The organism is Achromobacter sp. 18P8.1.1, from assembly GCF_057799415.1.
This window is the reverse complement of sequence record NZ_JBYOKH010000011.1, coordinates 68767-84281: the sequence shown is the minus strand read 5'-3', so window position 1 is coordinate 84281 and position 15515 is coordinate 68767. Positions and strand designations below refer to the sequence as shown.

General features: G+C 66.1%; 14 protein-coding genes. All 14 read left to right on the top strand.

Annotated features, from left to right (window positions below; translation table 11 throughout):
- The 14 genes from thpD to AC27VE_RS09815 all read left to right on the top strand — a co-directional run bounded on the left by thpD (position 1) and on the right by AC27VE_RS09815 (position 15475).
- Positions 1-927: an ectoine hydroxylase gene (gene thpD / locus AC27VE_RS09880; protein WP_006227525.1), complete on the top strand. Its 927-nt coding sequence runs from the start codon at positions 1-3 to the stop codon at positions 925-927.
- 214 nt (positions 928-1141) lie between these two features.
- Positions 1142-2014 (top strand): MOSC domain-containing protein, encoded by an 873-nt coding sequence (locus AC27VE_RS09875; RefSeq protein WP_488703728.1) that lies wholly within the window; start codon positions 1142-1144, stop codon positions 2012-2014.
- A 178-nt stretch (positions 2015-2192) separates the two neighbouring features.
- Positions 2193-2561, top strand: a complete 369-nt coding sequence (panD, locus tag AC27VE_RS09870) for an aspartate 1-decarboxylase (RefSeq protein ID WP_006224022.1) — start codon at positions 2193-2195, stop codon at positions 2559-2561.
- 70 nt (positions 2562-2631) lie between these two features.
- Positions 2632-3678: a CDP-6-deoxy-delta-3,4-glucoseen reductase gene (locus tag AC27VE_RS09865; protein ID WP_488703727.1), complete on the top strand. Its 1047-nt coding sequence runs from the start codon at positions 2632-2634 to the stop codon at positions 3676-3678.
- 178 nt (positions 3679-3856) lie between these two features.
- Positions 3857-5113: a D-amino acid dehydrogenase gene (locus tag AC27VE_RS09860; RefSeq protein WP_488703726.1), complete on the top strand. Its 1257-nt coding sequence runs from the start codon at positions 3857-3859 to the stop codon at positions 5111-5113.
- 4 nt (positions 5114-5117) lie between these two features.
- Complete coding sequence (locus AC27VE_RS09855; protein ID WP_088590943.1) at positions 5118-6458, top strand: extracellular solute-binding protein; 1341 nt, start codon at positions 5118-5120, stop codon at positions 6456-6458.
- Positions 6459-6672: 214 nt separating this feature from the next.
- Positions 6673-7488, top strand: coding sequence for a TrbG/VirB9 family P-type conjugative transfer protein (locus tag AC27VE_RS09850; RefSeq protein ID WP_488703725.1), 816 nt, complete (start codon positions 6673-6675; stop codon positions 7486-7488).
- Positions 7485-9098 (top strand): hypothetical protein, encoded by a 1614-nt coding sequence (locus AC27VE_RS09845; protein ID WP_488703724.1) that lies wholly within the window; start codon positions 7485-7487, stop codon positions 9096-9098. The genes AC27VE_RS09850 and AC27VE_RS09845 overlap by 4 nt, the downstream gene beginning before the upstream one ends.
- A 9-nt stretch (positions 9099-9107) precedes the next feature.
- Positions 9108-10427, top strand: coding sequence for a type IV pilus inner membrane component PilO (locus tag AC27VE_RS09840; protein ID WP_488703723.1), 1320 nt, complete (start codon positions 9108-9110; stop codon positions 10425-10427).
- The gene (locus AC27VE_RS09835) at positions 10414-10911 is read left to right on the top strand and encodes a hypothetical protein (protein WP_488703722.1); all 498 of its coding nucleotides are present in this window, start codon (positions 10414-10416) and stop codon (positions 10909-10911) included. The genes AC27VE_RS09840 and AC27VE_RS09835 overlap by 14 nt, the downstream gene beginning before the upstream one ends.
- A complete protein-coding gene (locus tag AC27VE_RS09830) occupies positions 10908-12644 on the top strand; it encodes an ATPase, T2SS/T4P/T4SS family (protein ID WP_488703721.1) in 1737 nt (578 codons plus the stop codon). The genes AC27VE_RS09835 and AC27VE_RS09830 overlap by 4 nt, the downstream gene beginning before the upstream one ends.
- Positions 12641-13732 carry a hypothetical protein gene (locus tag AC27VE_RS09825; protein WP_488703720.1) on the top strand — a complete coding sequence of 364 codons (1092 nt, stop codon included), beginning with the start codon at positions 12641-12643 and terminating at the stop codon, positions 13730-13732. Before AC27VE_RS09830 ends, AC27VE_RS09825 begins: the two co-directional genes overlap by 4 nt.
- Positions 13733-13778: 46 nt before the next feature.
- Complete coding sequence (locus AC27VE_RS09820; RefSeq protein WP_488703719.1) at positions 13779-14396, top strand: type 4 pilus major pilin; 618 nt, start codon at positions 13779-13781, stop codon at positions 14394-14396.
- The gene (locus tag AC27VE_RS09815; RefSeq protein ID WP_488703718.1) at positions 14393-15475 is read left to right on the top strand and encodes a prepilin; all 1083 of its coding nucleotides are present in this window, start codon (positions 14393-14395) and stop codon (positions 15473-15475) included. Before AC27VE_RS09820 ends, AC27VE_RS09815 begins: the two co-directional genes overlap by 4 nt.
- The last annotated feature ends 40 nt before the right edge of the window (positions 15476-15515 follow it).

Genomic DNA, 15515 nt, shown 5'->3' with positions numbered 1-15515 from the left:
ATGATCTCACCTGCACAGGATCCGTACGCCTCCCGTACGGATCGAAGTTCCGCCATCATCGCCCGTCAGGATCCGGTGGTCTACGAAGACGGCCAGTACGCCAACGCCCTGTCCGGCGAGCAAGTTGGCCAGTACGAGCGCGACGGTTTCCTCTTGCTTGAAAACCTGTTCTCGGAAGCCGAGATCCGCGCCTTGTCGTCCGAGGTCGAGCGCATGACGCGCGACCCGTCGATCATCCGGCGCGAAGAGTCCATCACCGAGCCCGGCAGCAATGCCGTGCGTTCCATCTTCATGGTGCATGTGCTGAACCCCGTGCTGTCGCGCCTGGTGCGCGACCCGCGGCTGGTCAATGTGGCGCGCCAGATCCTCGGGTCCGAGGTCTACATCCACCAATCGCGCGCCAACATGAAGCCGGGCTTCAAAGGCAAGGAGTTCTACTGGCACTCCGATTTCGAGACCTGGCACGTCGAAGACGGCATGCCCTCGATGCGCGCGCTCAGCTGCTCGGTGCTGTTGACCGACAACAACGAGTGCAACGGCCCGCTGATGCTGGTGCCCGGTTCGCATCGGCAGTTCATTTCGTGCGTTGGCGAAACCCCGAACGAGCATTACAAGCAATCGCTGAAGAAGCAGGAGTATGGCGTGCCGGACCCGGTCAGCCTGCAATTGCTGGTGGAGCAGGGCGGCATCCGCTCCATGACGGCCAAGGCCGGTTCGGTGGTGTTCTTCGACTGCAACACGATGCACGGCTCGAACAGCAACATCTCTCCGTGGCCGCGCGCCAACGTGTTCATGGTCTACAACAGCATGGAAAACACCTTGAATCCGCCCAAGTACGGGCTGACGCCGCGTCCTGAACATATCGCGACGCGCAAGGGGTTCAAGGCGGTGACGCCGCTGGATACCTTGAAGCTGGTCGGCGGCTAGGCTGTACAGCCTGCCGGCGCATTCGGAACCCGGGCCTGTGCGCCCGGGTTTTTTCATTGCCGAGCCGCCTCAAGATGGAAACGCCCCCTGGGGCCGCAAACCGGAGGCGCAGCATGGGGGCATTTTTCCTGCCCGCGCCTGGGGCAGATCCCAGGGCGAAGGGGGGACGCTCTCTGCTATCCTTTCGCGCATTCTTCGCTGACTTTTCGCCGCCATGTCCGCCCGTATCCTCAGCTTGCATATCTACCCGATCAAATCCTGCGCCGGCATCAACCTGGCGGAATCCCCCATCGACCGGGCGGGCCTGGCCCAAGACCGCCGCTGGATGCTGATCAGCGCCGACGGCCAATTCATGACCCAGCGGCAATGGCCCGCGATGGCGCTGATCCGCACCGCGCTTACGGCCGACGCGTTGCGCCTGTCCGCGCCGGGCATGGCTGACCTGGATGTGCCGTTGGATGGGTCCGGCCTGGAGCCGGGGGTGGAAACCGTGGCGGTCTGGAGCGACACCATTTCCGCCCAGCGCGAAAGCGCGGCAGTCGGGCAGTGGTTTTCCGATTTCCTCAAGACGCCTTGCCGCCTGCTCAAGGTGGACACGGCTGCCCAGCGCAACGCCAAGCCCGACTGGGTGTCCCGCTGGGTCGACGCGCATCCCGATCTGGCGGAGACGTTCGCCGGGGAACACCACTTCGGCTTTGCCGACGGCTTTCCCCTGCTGATCGCCAACCAGGCCTCGCTTGATGATTTGAACGTCCGCTTGCAAGCCAAGGGCGTGGCGCCCGTGCCGATGGACCGTTTCCGGCCCAATATCGTGGTCGAGGGCGAATGGGAACCCTTCGAGGAAGACCATACCGCCATGATCACCGCCGGCGGGGTCCGGATGGCGTTCGTCAAACCCTGCACGCGGTGTTCGATCCCCGATATCGATCAGCGTACAGCCCAGCAGTACGACGAGCCCGGGCGCACGCTGGCGGGCTACCGGAATCTGGAAATCGGGGTGGTGTTCGGCCAGAACGCCATTCTGGATGCGCCGGCCGGCGCGCGTCTGAAGGTCGGCGACGCGGTCGAGATCGAACTGGATTTCTAGGCGCGTGGGCGGGCGCTGTTTCCGCCTCTGCTGCGAAGTCCGCCGCCAGCGCGGTGGCATGGCGGACGTCCCGGTGCGGCAAAAATTATAGAATACCGGGTTCCAACGGCAATACCGGATGCCGGGCATCACTTAGCAACGCTTCGCGGACCGGGCCGCGAACCAGGATATTTCTATCATGCAACGCATCATGCTGCGGGCAAAGCTGCACCGCGTCACGGTCACCGAAGCCGACCTTCATTACGAAGGGTCTTGTGGCATCGACGAAGACCTGCTGGACGCTGCCGGCATGCGCGAGTTCGAACGCATCGAACTCTACAACGTCACCAACGGCGAACGTTTCGACACGTACATCATCAAGGCGGCCCGCGGTAGCGGCGCCATCTCGCTGAACGGCGCAGCGGCCCGTCGGGCCCAGGTCGGCGATCTGCTGATCATCTGCACCTACGGCCCGATGTCCGAAGCCGATTCCGCCACGCATAAGCCGCAAGTGGTGCTGGTAGACGACGCAAACCGCGTCAAGGAAATCCGCAAGTTCCCGGCCTGACGCCGGGCCGGGCGCAGCGCCGCTTCCGGTCAGGCCGGAAGACGCTGCGTCAACTCAGAACCGTTTCATCATGAGCTTCCAGGTCACCATTCAACCCAGCAAGCATCAATTCCCGGTCGAGCCCGGCCAGACCGTGCTCGACGGCGCCTTGGCTGCCGGCATCGTGCTGCCTTACAGCTGTCGCAACGGCGCGTGCTCCACCTGCAAGGGCAAAGTGGTGTCCGGGGAGTTCGACGCCGGGCAATATCCTGCCCAGATCCTGTCGCCCGAGGAACTGGCCGACGGCTATACGCTGTTCTGCCAGGCCCGTCCCGGGTCGGACATGGTGGTCGAATCCACCGAAGTCCGCCTGGCCAGCGACATCCAGATCCGCAAGCTGCCGTCGCGCGTGCAGACGCTTGAGCGCGTGGCGCCCGACGTCACCGTCATCAAGCTGCAGCTGCCGGCCTCGGAACAGTTCCGCTATTACGCGGGGCAGTACATCGAAGTCATCCTGAAGGACGGCCGCCGCCGCAGCTATTCCATGGCCGGCGCCCCGCACACCGGCAGCCCGCTGGAACTGCACATCCGGCACATGCCGGGTGGGCTGTTCACCGACCACGTCTTCGGCGCGGGCGACACGCAGATGAAAGAGCGCGAGATCCTGCGCCTGGAAGGCCCGTTCGGCTCGTTCTTCCTGCGCGAAGACAGCGACAAGCCGATCGTGCTGCTGGCCAGCGGTACGGGGTTCGCCCCGGTGAAGGCCATCGTGGAGCACATGATCCACAAGAACATCAGCCGCCCGGTCACCCTGTACTGGGGCGGCCGCCGTCCGCGCGACCTGTATATGGACGCGCTGGCGCAATCCTGGTCGAGCCTGCTGCCGTGGTTCACCTATGTCCCGGTCGTGTCCAACGCGCTGCAGGAAGACGGTTGGACGGGCCGCACCGGTTTCGTCCATGAGGCCGTCATGCAGGACATCGCCGACATGTCCGGGCACCAGGTCTACGCCTGCGGCACGCCGCTGATGGTTGACGCCGCCCGCCGCGAGTTCAGCGCGCAGAACGGCCTGCCGCCGGAAGAGTTCTACGCGGACGCCTTCACGTCCGAAGCCGACCTGGCGAAAGCCGCGTCGTAACTGGACCAGCACGAAGCAAGGGGGTGGAATTCACAAGCGGAAAAGCTTCGTGACTTCCGCCCCTTTTTTATCCATAGGCGAAGGCAAATCGGCGGGGTAAACTGCCCTGGCAGCGGCTTGCCAAGGGGGCGGACATCGGGTCCGTGAGCCGATTTGGCACGCAAGGAGCAATGCGGGCATGAAAGTAGCGGTATTGGGTAGCGGCATTATCGGAATCTCCAGCGCCTGGTGGCTAAGCCAGGCCGGCCATGACGTCGTGGTCATTGATCGCTGCACCGGTCCCGCGCAGGAAACCAGCCTGGCCAACGGCGCGCAGATCTCGGTCTCGTATGCCGAACCCTGGGCCAATCCGCAGGCTCCGCTCAAGCTGCTCAAATGGATGTTCCAGGATGACGCGCCGTTGCTGTTCCGCCCGCAACTGGATTGGCGGCAATGGATGTGGGGCTTGGCGTTCCTGCGCGAATGCCTGCCCAGCCGCCTGGCGCCGAATATCCGCGCCATGGTCCGCATGGCGGAATACAGCCGCGCCACCCTGCGCGGCATGCGCGCCGAGCTGGGCATCGAATACGACCACCTTGAACGCGGCATCCTGAATTTCTACCGCGACCCGCACGAATTCGAAAATTCCCAGCGCGCCGCCGGGCTGATGCGCGATTTCGGCGTCGAGCGCCGTGTGGTCTCGGCCGACGAGGTCATCGCCATCGAACCCGCCCTGGCGCCGCATCGGCAAACGATCGTCGGGGGCGACTACACCCCCGAAGACGAAAGCGGCGACGTGCACCTGTTCACGGTCGCGCTGGCCGAACGCTGCGCCCGCGCCGGCGTCGAATTCCGCTACAGCACGCGGGCGACCCGCCTCTTGACCCAGGGCGGCACCGTGCAGGGCGTCGAGGTCATTGAACCCGATGGCCGCTACGGTTCGGTCTTGGCCGACGCCTACGTCGTAGCCATGGGCAGTTTCAGCCCCAACATGCTGCGTCCGCTCGGCATCCCCTGCAACGTCTATCCCGCCAAGGGCTATTCGGCGACCTTCCCGGTGTTGAAACCGGAAGCCACGCCCACGGTCAGCCTGACGGACAGCAGCCACAAAATCGTGTTCTCGCGCCTGGGCGACCGGCTGCGCATGGCCGGCACGGCAGAGCTCTCGGGATACTCCCGGGGCCTGAACACCAGCCGTTGCGAAGCCTTGACCCGCCTGGCGCAAGAACTCTTTCCCGACGCGCTCGATTTCGGGCGCGTCAGCTATTGGTCGGGCTTGCGCCCGTCCACTCCCTCGAATGTGCCCATCATCGGCCGTAGCCGTATCCCCAATTTGTATATCAATACGGGACACGGTACGCTTGGCTGGACGATGGGTGTTGGCTCGGGCCGGGCATTGGCCGATCTGCTTAGCGGACGGCGGCCAGAACCGGAATTCCCTTTTCTTGGTCTGTGAACCTATGAAGAATCTGCAATTGGCGGGCGTTGCCCGCGCGATGTTCGCCAGCCGGCGTGCATGGGTGTTTGGCGCCGCCATGGCAATGGCAGGCGTGGCGAACGCCGCTCCCGTGGAAATCCAAGTCTGGCACACGCTGTCCGACGCGAATAAGGCCGAGTTCGAAAAGCTGGCCAAGCAATACAACAAAGAGCAGGACCAGGTCAGCGTCAAGCTGCGCGGGTTCAACTCGCAGGACGCGCTTGAGCAAGAGGCCGCTACGGCCGTCAAGGCCAAGAACGCTCCCAATTTGGTGCAGCTGACCGATAACCACTCGCCGGAAGTCGTGGCCCAGCACAAGGCCATCCTGCCGATGTACGAACTGCTGGCCAAGTACCCGATCAAGGACCTGAACTGGTTCGTGCCGGCCACCAGCAGCTTCACGCGCGACGGCAAGGGCCGTCTGCTGGCCTTCCCCTGGATGGCCGAGGTGCCGGTGATGTTCTACAACACCGCCGCCTACAAGAAGGCGGGCCTCGATCCCAACAATCCGGCCCGCACCTGGAACGGTCTGCAAGCCGAACTGCTGAAGCTGCGCGACGTGGCGGATATCGATTGCCCCTACGCCTCCAGCGATCAGGTCACGGTGCACCTGGAGAACCTGGCGCCCATCAACGGCCAGCAATTCACCAGCAACAACAACGGGTTGGACGCGGTCACTAAGAAGAGCGCGGCGCCTGCCATGCAGTTCGACACGCTCTACATGCGCCACATTTCGCTGATGGTCAGCTGGAAGCGTTCGCTGCTGTTCATGGCGCACACGGGCGACGCCTCGGCCGACAAGCTGTTCGCCAAGGGCGAATGCGCCGTGCTGACGGCCAATTCGGGCGCCTTCGGCACCTTCCTGACCACCAAGTCGCTGTCGTTCGGCGTGGCGCCGGTGCCTTACTACGATCAGGCCACGAAGACCGCCGGCCAGCCGTTTGTCAGCGGCTCTGCCCTGTGGGCGCTTGAAGGTCGTCCGCAGGCCGAAGAAAAGGCCACCGCGCAATTCCTGGCCTGGCTTTCCAAGCCGGTGATCGCCGCGGAATGGCATCAGCGCACGGGGTTCCTGCCCCTGACGGAAGCCGCATTCCGCGCGTCCGACGTGTCGTTCTACAAGAGCATCCCGGGCGCGCAAGCCGTGATCGCTTCGATGAGCTCGCGTCCGGCCAGCAACAGCCGTGGCTTCCGGATGGCGAACTACAACCGCATCGAGCCCGTGCTGAACCAGCAACTGAACGATGCCTTTGAAGGCAAGGTGCCGCCCGTGTCGGCCCTGAACAATGCGGCGACGCAAGCGCGCAGCATCGCCACGCAACGTTGATCCTCCTGGCTTGAACCGGCAGCGCTGACGCCTGCCGGTTTCGCCCGCAAGAACCCGGTCCCACGACCGGGTTTTTTTTCGTCCGCAGATCGGGTTGGCGCAAGGTGGATCAAAGCATCCATGCGTACATGCCAGTCTGGCGGGGCGCCCGCCCGTCGTCCACCATGCCGTTCACGCGTACCGCTTCGGGTGCGCCCTTTGCTTGCGGTGAGGCATGGTTCGAATCTTCTTCCTGGTGGCAAGCCTGTCCGGCCTGGGCGCTTGCACAAGCTGGCCAGCCAATGGCGGCCCTGGCGCGTCGTGGCAGGCGGCTGAGCCCGCCGCAGGTGGCTTCCGATTTGACTGGCGCCTGTCGGGCGATCCCACGGTTGCGCCCGTGCAGGTGTTCGATAACGGCCGGGAAGTCTGGCTGCAGTTTGCGCCGGGCCAGGCCTTGCCCGCCGTTTTCGGCGTGCGGGGCGACGGCGAACATGCCTTGCCCTATATGCGCCGCCATCCTTATGTGGTCGTGAAAGGCGAATGGGCCGTGCTGCGCTTTCGCGGGGGCCGCTTGGCGGCAAGGGCAGAGCGTGAGGACGACTTGGCGAACATGGCAGCAGTGCCCGCGCAATCCGAGCCGGTGGCGATGCCCGGCGTCGGTGCGTTGGCCGCTGAGGGGCCGCTGGCCGTCAATGGCCCGGCGGCGGTCGCTGCGCCGGAACCTGTGATTTCCCCGCCGCCTGCCGTGTTGGTTCCGCAATTCCGGGCGGCCCCGCCGGACGCCACGCTTCGCGCTGTGCTGGCGCGTTGGGCGGAGGGTTCGGGGTGGACGTTCCAGCCGCAGCATTGGGCGGTGGACGTCGACATTCCGTTGTCCGCATCGGCGGATTTCTCGGGCGACTTCAAGTCCGCCGTCCGCGAATTGCTCGGTGCAACCGAACTGGCCGAGAAGCCCTTGCAACCTTGCTTCTACGGCAACCAGGTGCTGCGCGTGGTGCCGCTCGCCCAGTCCTGCTCTCGCACGGCATCACTGCAAGGGGGCGGAGCATGACGATCAAACGCGTGATGTGCGTGGCGGCGTGCGGGATGCTGGGCGGGGCGTTGAGCGGGGTGTTGAGCGGTTGTGCGGCATCGGACCAGGCGGCGGATCTGACCCGGGCCGCGAACCAGCGGCATGCGGTGCTGGCTGGCCGCCACCAGGCATTCGCGGACCGCTTGACGGACCGCCAGGCGCGCATCGCCGCGCAGGAAGTCGCTGCGCCCTGGATCGCGGGCAAGCCGCAACCGCTGGCGCGCGCCGTGTCTTTGCCGCCTGCGTTGCGGGAAAACGTGCCCACGACACTGATGCTGGCCGACGAGGCGGATCTTTCCTCCCTGGCTCAACGCCTGGGTGCCGCCACCGGCATCCCGGTGCGGGTGCGGCCCGACGCCTTGCTCCCGCTTGAGCAGTTCCTACCACGCCTTGCCGTGGATACGGGGCTGGCAGCGCCGTCCCCGGTACGGCTTGAAGTCCGGGAAGGGCCCTTGCCGCTGGCCGATCTTTTGGATGCGTTGGCTGCCCGGTTCTCGGTGCACTGGCGCTATGTGCGAGATGCGCTGGAGTTCTACCGCACCGAAACCCGCGTGTTTGATGTGCGGGCGCTGTCGTTGGCCAGTGCCGTCGATGTGCGCTTGGGCCGCTCGGGTAGCGAAGACGGCGAGGGCTTCGAAAGCACCTCCAACACCACCTTGTCGGCGAAGGAGCACAACGCGTTAGCGGTTCTGCGCGCCAGCATCGTCCCCTTCCTGACACGCTCGGGCCTCGTCGCGGATGCCGTGGACGGCGCGTCGTCACTGGTGGTCACGGACACGCCCGAGGCCCTGGAACGCGTCGCGCACTATCTGGAGCGCGAGAACAAGGCGATGACGCGCCGCGTGCGGCTCGTCTTCGAGGAAATCACCGTCATCCTCAAACAATCGGCGTCGGGCGGCGTGGACTGGAATGCGCTCTACGCCGCGGCGGGCGCATCGGCGCGCCTAGCCTTGCCCGGGGCTGCCCCGCTAGGCGCGGGCATGCTCGAGGCCGATGTCGATCGGGGGCCGTTCGACGGATCGCGCGCGGTCGTCTCCGCGCTCAGCACGATGGGCGCGATCGTGCGCCACCGCAAGGTTCCCGTCCTGACCTTGAACCGCCGGCCGGTCACGCATGCGATCCGAACCACGTTTTCTTATATCGATCGGGTGCAGAGCACCGCCGTCCCGGGCACGACGGCTGGCGGTGCCAATGGTTCGCTGCCCGCGGTGTCGATCACGCAGAAGGAGGAAACCGTCGGCTCGTTCCTGACGCTGTTGCCTGACATCCAGGAAGACGGGCAGATCCTCTTGTCCGTCGCCTATGACAACGCCGTGGCGCAACCGCTGAAGACCATTACCTTCGGAGAGCGCGGCAATCAGGTCCAGGTCCAGCAGATCACGATCGATGGCAATGGCACCGTTCAGCAGATCGAGTTGCGGCCAGGTCTGCCCGTCATCCTGTCCGGTTTCGACCGCAGCCAGGACCAGCATGATCGTCAACGCGTGGCGCCGGGCCTGCCGCTGATCACTGGCGGCCAGGACAGCGCCGCCCAGGAACGCGAGACCACCCTGGTGCTGGTGACGGCGCAGGTCGAAGAAGGCTATTGAGGGCGCGCCATGAATCGAGCCCCCCATTTCATTCTGGTTGATTGCGCAGGCGCTGACCGCAAGCTGGCATTCGGCCTGAGCTGGCAGGTGCTGATCGGCTCCGATGTTGCCGGATTGGCGCGCGCCCGCGGTCGGCGGCTGCGGGCGACCCACCTTGTCGTTGGCGGTTCGCCCGCGACGGTAGCCGGGTATGGTCGGGCGCGTTCGTCCTGGCGCCGGGGTTCGCCGGCAACGGCACCTCGGCGCCGACACACACCGCATATCCAGGCCGCCGCGCAACTCTACGCATTGCGGTATCCCGAAGGCGGCATGTGCCTGGTCCCGCTTCCGGAAGGGCGCTATTGGTTGGCTGCGGCGCAAGATGGCAGCATGCTGTCGCAGGCGGACAAGGTGTTTGCATCGCACCGCGATGCCTTGCATGCGCATGCGCGCTTGCGGGAGCAACGTCCCGCCTTGCCAGAGCACGATGCCGACGCGGTGTGGGCCACATTGCAGCAGGCCGTGGAGCCCGGCGCGCGACTGGTGGCGCTGCCGTCCCGGTGGGCCGCGATGCCGCTTGCCTTACGTCTGTTTCTGATATGCGTGGTGTTGTCCGCGGCCATGCCGCCGCTCTGGAATGGCCTGTCGACGTGGATCTTCTCCCGGAACCCCGAAGTGCTTGATCAAGCGACGGCAGAACCGGTGGATCCCTATCTGGCAATGCTGGAAGCGACGCCTACGCATGCTCCTGCGGATCTCTTGCGTTTGCTGGGTGCCGTAGGGAAGCTGCCCATCCAGGTGCAGGGGTGGGCGCTGCGCCACGCGCAATGCGATGCCGGGCCAAGGGCCTGGAACTGTTCCGCGCGCTACACGCGGGCGCATCCGTTCGCCACGAACCAGTTGCTGCACGCCCGGTTGCCTCCCGGCTGGCACGTGTCCTTCAAACCGCTGGACGACGCCACGCTGTCCTGGTGGGTGGCGTCGGATGCCGTGCCGTTGGCGCGTTTGGCGCTGCCCAGCGCGTTGCGCGTGGATACCGAATTGGTCGCGGCGCTTCAGCGCTTGCAGCCGGCGTTCTCCTCCGTCGCATTGGATCCGGCGGTCGCATTGCCGCTACCGCCGTCGCTCACGACGGAATCGCCTGCGTTCACGGCGCCGGACCCGCCGGCCATCCGACGCCGCGCCTTGCGTATGGCCGGGCCATTGCGTTCATTCGCGTTGTTACCCGGGCCGCTTCCCGCAGTGCGGTGGTCGCGCCTGACGCTGGATGTGCAGCCGCAACGCCAGCCCAGCCTGGTTGCCAGCACGCTGGTCGCCGAATTGCACGGAGAACTGTATGAGCAGGAATGATTTTGCATCCGGCCGCGTGGCCTTCGCGGGTGGTGTCGCATGGGTCCTGGCCGTGGGTTTCGTCCCCCTGTCGGCCGCGGCGGCCCAGGCATTGCCGCCACAATCCGACGCCGCGCAAGAATGGCCAGAAGTGGAAACCGTACGCACGCTGTTGCTCGCCGATGCCGCCGCCGCGTTGGCCGATTGCCGGATACCGGGCATTTGCCCCGCTGGTGCGACGCCGGTCGTGGCCGGCGAGCCCAGGGTCCGGCCGCGGGATGATATCCGCGTGGCTGCGATATTCGGGCTGGCCAGGCGGCTTAGCGCCGACATCGTCGTCAACGGCGCGTTGCTGCGCTACCAGGCGGGCCGTGCGGCACCCGTGGCGGGGAACGTCTCGGCAGGCGCCTACCAACTGCTTGCCATCGAAGGCGCTTGCGTGCGCTTGCGCCGGGACGCCGCAGACCATACCGCCTGCCTGGCGGGGGGAAGGGCAGAGCCATGAACGGCCTGGTAACGTCGACGCAGACCCTGCTGCCCCGCGAACTCCGTACCGCCGACGACATTTCCCGCCTGGCGCCTGCCTTTGTCCGTGCCTTGGCCCGGGAATTCGACCTGGCCGCATTGGCCGGCCGGTTATGCCCCGTGCTGCTGGAAAGCGGCGATGTGACCATCTTCGCTGTCAAGGAATACCTGCAGGGCGATCCCATCGACGAGGTCGAGCGCCTGGTGCGTTCGGGAGGATACCGGTTGGCGCAACCGTCCCGATACGCGCTGCCGGCGCCCTTGCTGCTGATGGTCGCCCGCGGGCAATTGACGGCGGCGGGCCTTGCGTCCCAGGGCACGGGGCGGCAAGCCGAGCGCACCTCTGCGCTGGCGGCGCTCTTTCTGGACATCCTGCGGTGGGGCGTCGCCCAAGGCGCGAGCGACGTGCACATCAATGTGAACCGCCGCCGCGAGACTTGCGACATCCGCTACACCATCAACGGCGAATACGTCACCACCGAGCGGTTCTCCGGCTTGTCCAATACGACGCTGCTCGAGGTGTTGGCGGTGGCATGGATGGATGTGCGCGGCGGCAATGGCGCCGTGTTCGATCCAGCGCTCGAGCAGCAGGGGCGCATCGCGCTTGATGTGGACACCGTCCCGCTCGTGCTTCGTTGGGCGTCTCTGGCCACCGATGCGGGGCCGTCGGTCTGCCTGCGCATCTTGCGCCTGGACGCCGCCGCCGATGGCGACCTGCATGCGCTCGGCTACCTGCCTGCGCAGATCGAGACCTTGCTGCGCGCGCGCGAACGCGAAGGGGGTGCCATCGTGCTGGCGGGCGTCGTGGGGTCGGGCAAGTCCACCACCATTGCGACGCTGATGCGCGGCATCGCCGCCACCCGCAAAGTCATCACGCTGGAAGATCCGGTCGAATACGTCATTGCCAATGCCTTGCAGAACACGCTGGGCAGCGCGTTGGCCGAATCCGCGTGGCCCGCGTTCGACGCCAAGCTCAAGACCATCAAGCGCTCGGCCATGAACGATCTGCTGATCGGTGAAATCCGCGACGTCGATACCGGCCGCGCCTTCATGGATCTGGCCGGCTCGGGCGTCAGCCTGTATGCCACCACGCACGCGGGCGCGGCAGCCTTGATTCCGGAGCGCCTTGCCTCGGATGCAATCGGCGTGTCGCGTGACTTTCTTGCTACGCCGGGCATTCTGAAGCTGCTGGTCTATCAAACACTCTTGCCCCGCCTATGCGCAGCCTGCGCATTACCGGTGGACAGCTTGTGGCGTGGGCATACGCAAGCATCCGATGGCTTGCGGGATTGGCGGGCCTGGGCCGGTTGGCTGCAGCGGGCGTACCTGCTGGAAGCCGACGCGCTCAAGGTCAGGAATACGGCGGGGTGCGCCGCTTGCCGCCGGCCCCAATTGCCTGAGCTCAACGGCACGGCAGGGCGCAGCGTCGCGGCCGAATTGATCGAACCCGAGCGTGTGGACGGCTTCCTGGAGCGCGTACGCAAGCGCGACAACCTGGGTCTTGCCCAGTGGGAAGAAAGACCGGAAGCGGCCGGCGGTTGGCGCGAGGCGGACGGGCAGGGCTTGCGAGCCCTGCACTGCGCATTGCATAAAGTGAACGCCGGAGAAGTCGACCCTCGGGTGCTGCTGCGCCGTTTCGATCTCGCCGTGTCGCCGCACACCGTGCGCGTGAGGCCTGTGGGGGCGCGCGCCGGACGAGGGGTGCCGGCATGACCCCCCATTTGCTTGCCCTGGATGCGCTGCGCTTCCGCACCCAGCGCGCGGACTATTACGAGTATCTGGCGGACCTTGTTGAAGGAACACAAGGGCGCAAGAGCTTGCGCGACATTTTCGATGACGATGCGCGCCGCTACGGGCGGCGCACCGTGCGGGGGCGCCTGTCGTACCACTGGGCTGGCGCCTATCTGGAGGCGGGGGGCGACCTTGGTATGGCGTGGTCCGGCACGCTGCCTGCCGAAGAATGTCTTCTGCTGAGCTGTGTCCAGGAAGAGGGCGGTGATCTGGCCGAGGCGCTGCGCGACTTGGCCCGCGCAGTCCGGCTGGGCGGGGAAGCCTGGGTTGCCGTGCTGTCGGCGGGGGCAGCCGGCGTGGCAGCAGCAGCTGTGGCGCTTGCCCTGTTGTGCGCCATCCCGTTCTTCAGCGTGCCGCGTTTGCAGCAGGTTTTTCAGATGGTGCCGGCAGAGGACTACGGGCGTCTGACGCGCGGGCTGTTTGCCTTGGCCCAGGGGTTGCGGCAGTGGTTGCTGCTGTGGCTGGTGCTGGGCTTGGGCATGGTCTTGCTGAGCTTATGGTCGCTTCCGAACGTCGCAGGCACATTCCGCGCGGGACTCGACCGCTGGCTGCTGTGGCGGCTCTACCGCGATTTCCAGGCGATCCGCTTTCTTTGCCTGCTTTCGGTGCTGGTCCGGCAGCACGGCGCGGCTGATACCCGCTTGCGCCATGCGTTGGCGGTCCAGGCGCGGGGCGCGCGGCCGTGGATGCATGCGCATCTTCAATCGATGCTGAGCCGTCTGGACGGCGGCGCCAGCGGTCCCGAGATATTCAGCACTGGGCTGCTGGACGAGCAAACGTGGTGGTACCTGGCCGACATGATCGATGCACTGGGGCTGGAGACCGGACTGGCGAGGGTCCGGCATCGCGTCGAATCGCAGTTGCTGGTCAGAGTCCGGCGGCAGGCCGCCGCGTTGCGATGGGTGCTGCTGATCGCCTCGTTGGCGACCGTGCTTGGCGTCACGCTCTGGCACTACGCCGTCATGGATGAACTGCGCCGGGCCCTCACCAACTTCTATGCAAGCCAATAGCGGTGTCCTGTTCACCCCTGTCCTGTTTCACTTAACGGAGGTAATGATGCAACAGGTGAATCAAGTCCATTCCGGCGCGGCGCGCCAGCGGGGATTTTCCTTGATGGAGGTGTCCATCGTGACCGCGATCGTGTTGTTGATCGCGATCGTCGGCATCCCTGCGATCGGGGCTTATGTCATCGAAAACAAGGTGCCCAAGGTCGGCGAAGAGCTTCAGCGCTTTGTCGCCAGCATGAAAATCAATTCCCAGGGCGGGGGTGCCACGCCCTATACCGGGCTGGATACCGGCGCCTTGGCCAACGCCATGCGCGACTCCAGCGTGCTGGCCGTGCAAGGCGCGGGGGCGTCCGCGCGCATCATGCATGGCTTGGGTGGTAGCGGATCGGGCCGCAGCGGCGTCGTCGAGGTCGCTGCCGCGACCCTGGGCGGCGCAGGGTTGGGCTCGGCGTTCACGCTCACGCTGACCAACGTCAGCCATGCTGCCTGCCCGGCGCTGGCTTCCGTCATGCAGCGGGTCTCGGAAACCATTTCGATCGGAGGCAGTTCCGGCGCCAAAATCGTGAAAGACACGCTTGCGACGCCCGCCGTGCCATACCGTGCCGCGCAAGCCCAGGCCCTATGCAGCCAGGGCGAGGTCAACACTTTCGTGTTCACCGCCAGATGACGGGCGTCTCCCTGTTCCATTGCGCCGCGCCCCGCCGCCGGCGCCAGGGCGGCTTTTCATTGGCGGGTCTGGCGCTGGCATTGGCCTTGACCTCCCTGATCGCCCTTTGGGCTTCCAATCAGCTTGTCCAACGTATCGAGGATGCCGCGGCGCGCTCGGCGGGCGTGTGGATGGCGCAGGTCCGGCAGGCGGCCGCAGGCATGCTTGCGCGTCATTTTGACGCGCTGGCCAAAGGGGCTGTGCCGCTCGACCACACGGGCGCAGCGCTGTTCGCGGATCCGCTATCGCCCACCGTGGCGGAATTGCGCGCCCTGGCGCACCTGCCGGCCGACTTCCCCGAAAACTCGGCCCTGGGCTTCGGCGCGCAGGTCCGGGTGCTAAGAGGAGGGGGCTGCCCGGGCGAGCGATGCCGGGTCGATGCCTTGGTCTATAGCGCCACGCCGGTCTTGAAGCCGGGGACGCGGTCGCCTGACCTCATCAGCCTGGCGTCCGTCATCGAAGCCGCAGGCGGCTATGGCGGCGCCGTCTGGCCCGAAACGCCGACGCAGGCTCGGGGCGCCGCATTCAGCTTCAGCAACCCGCTCATGCCGGGTGCGCCCGCCTATGCGCCCGGCACGCTGGCGCTTTGGGCGGGGGCGGGGTCCGAACTAGGGTCGGATCCCGCACCGGCTTTCCCCGACCTGGAACCCTTTGTTCGCATTGGTGATGCGCGCGATCCCACGCTCGCCGGGTCGTTGAGCGTTGCGGCCTCCGTTGCCGCGGGTGCCTACCTCAGCGTGGGGGCGCGCGGCCTTCCGGGGCATGCATGCGGTCTGGTCAACGGCACCATGGCCAGCACGGATGCTGGCGAGCTGCTGGCGTGCCAATCCGGCGTCTGGCAACCCGCCAGCGGCGGGTTCGGCGGCGCATTCAGCACCAACAACCGGTTCGGATGCCGGCATTATTCCGGCCAGTCGACGGCGAATCCTCGCACGGGAGATTGTTCGTGTCCCGCGGCCTACCAGCCCGTTATCGTGTCGGCGGGCGGGAAATGGACCGAAACCGAGGGCTGGACAACCGGCTATGTCTGCGTCCGTTAGCCTTGCCGCCCCTTCGTTCCGCGCTTTTCCGCCAACCCTC

Bases quoted from the DNA above. Each gene is read 5' to 3' on its own strand.
- AC27VE_RS09850 (WP_488703725.1), top strand. From the start codon at position 6,673: ATGGTTCGAATCTTCTTCCTGGTGGCAAGCCTGTCCGGCCTGGGCGCT.
- AC27VE_RS09820 (WP_488703719.1), top strand. From the start codon at position 13,779: ATGCAACAGGTGAATCAAGTCCATTCCGGCGCGGCGCGCCAGCGGGGA.
- AC27VE_RS09865 (WP_488703727.1), top strand. From the start codon at position 2,632: ATGAGCTTCCAGGTCACCATTCAACCCAGCAAGCATCAATTCCCGGTC.
- AC27VE_RS09815 (WP_488703718.1), top strand. From the start codon at position 14,393: ATGACGGGCGTCTCCCTGTTCCATTGCGCCGCGCCCCGCCGCCGGCGC.
- AC27VE_RS09855 (WP_088590943.1), top strand. From the start codon at position 5,118: ATGAAGAATCTGCAATTGGCGGGCGTTGCCCGCGCGATGTTCGCCAGC.
- AC27VE_RS09835 (WP_488703722.1), top strand. From the start codon at position 10,414: ATGAGCAGGAATGATTTTGCATCCGGCCGCGTGGCCTTCGCGGGTGGT.
- AC27VE_RS09860 (WP_488703726.1), top strand. From the start codon at position 3,857: ATGAAAGTAGCGGTATTGGGTAGCGGCATTATCGGAATCTCCAGCGCC.
- AC27VE_RS09875 (WP_488703728.1), top strand. From the start codon at position 1,142: ATGTCCGCCCGTATCCTCAGCTTGCATATCTACCCGATCAAATCCTGC.
- AC27VE_RS09840 (WP_488703723.1), top strand. From the start codon at position 9,108: ATGAATCGAGCCCCCCATTTCATTCTGGTTGATTGCGCAGGCGCTGAC.
- thpD (WP_006227525.1), top strand. From the start codon at position 1: ATGATCTCACCTGCACAGGATCCGTACGCCTCCCGTACGGATCGAAGT.
- AC27VE_RS09825 (WP_488703720.1), top strand. From the start codon at position 12,641: ATGACCCCCCATTTGCTTGCCCTGGATGCGCTGCGCTTCCGCACCCAG.
- AC27VE_RS09830 (WP_488703721.1), top strand. From the start codon at position 10,908: ATGAACGGCCTGGTAACGTCGACGCAGACCCTGCTGCCCCGCGAACTC.
- AC27VE_RS09845 (WP_488703724.1), top strand. From the start codon at position 7,485: ATGACGATCAAACGCGTGATGTGCGTGGCGGCGTGCGGGATGCTGGGC.
- panD (WP_006224022.1), top strand. From the start codon at position 2,193: ATGCAACGCATCATGCTGCGGGCAAAGCTGCACCGCGTCACGGTCACC.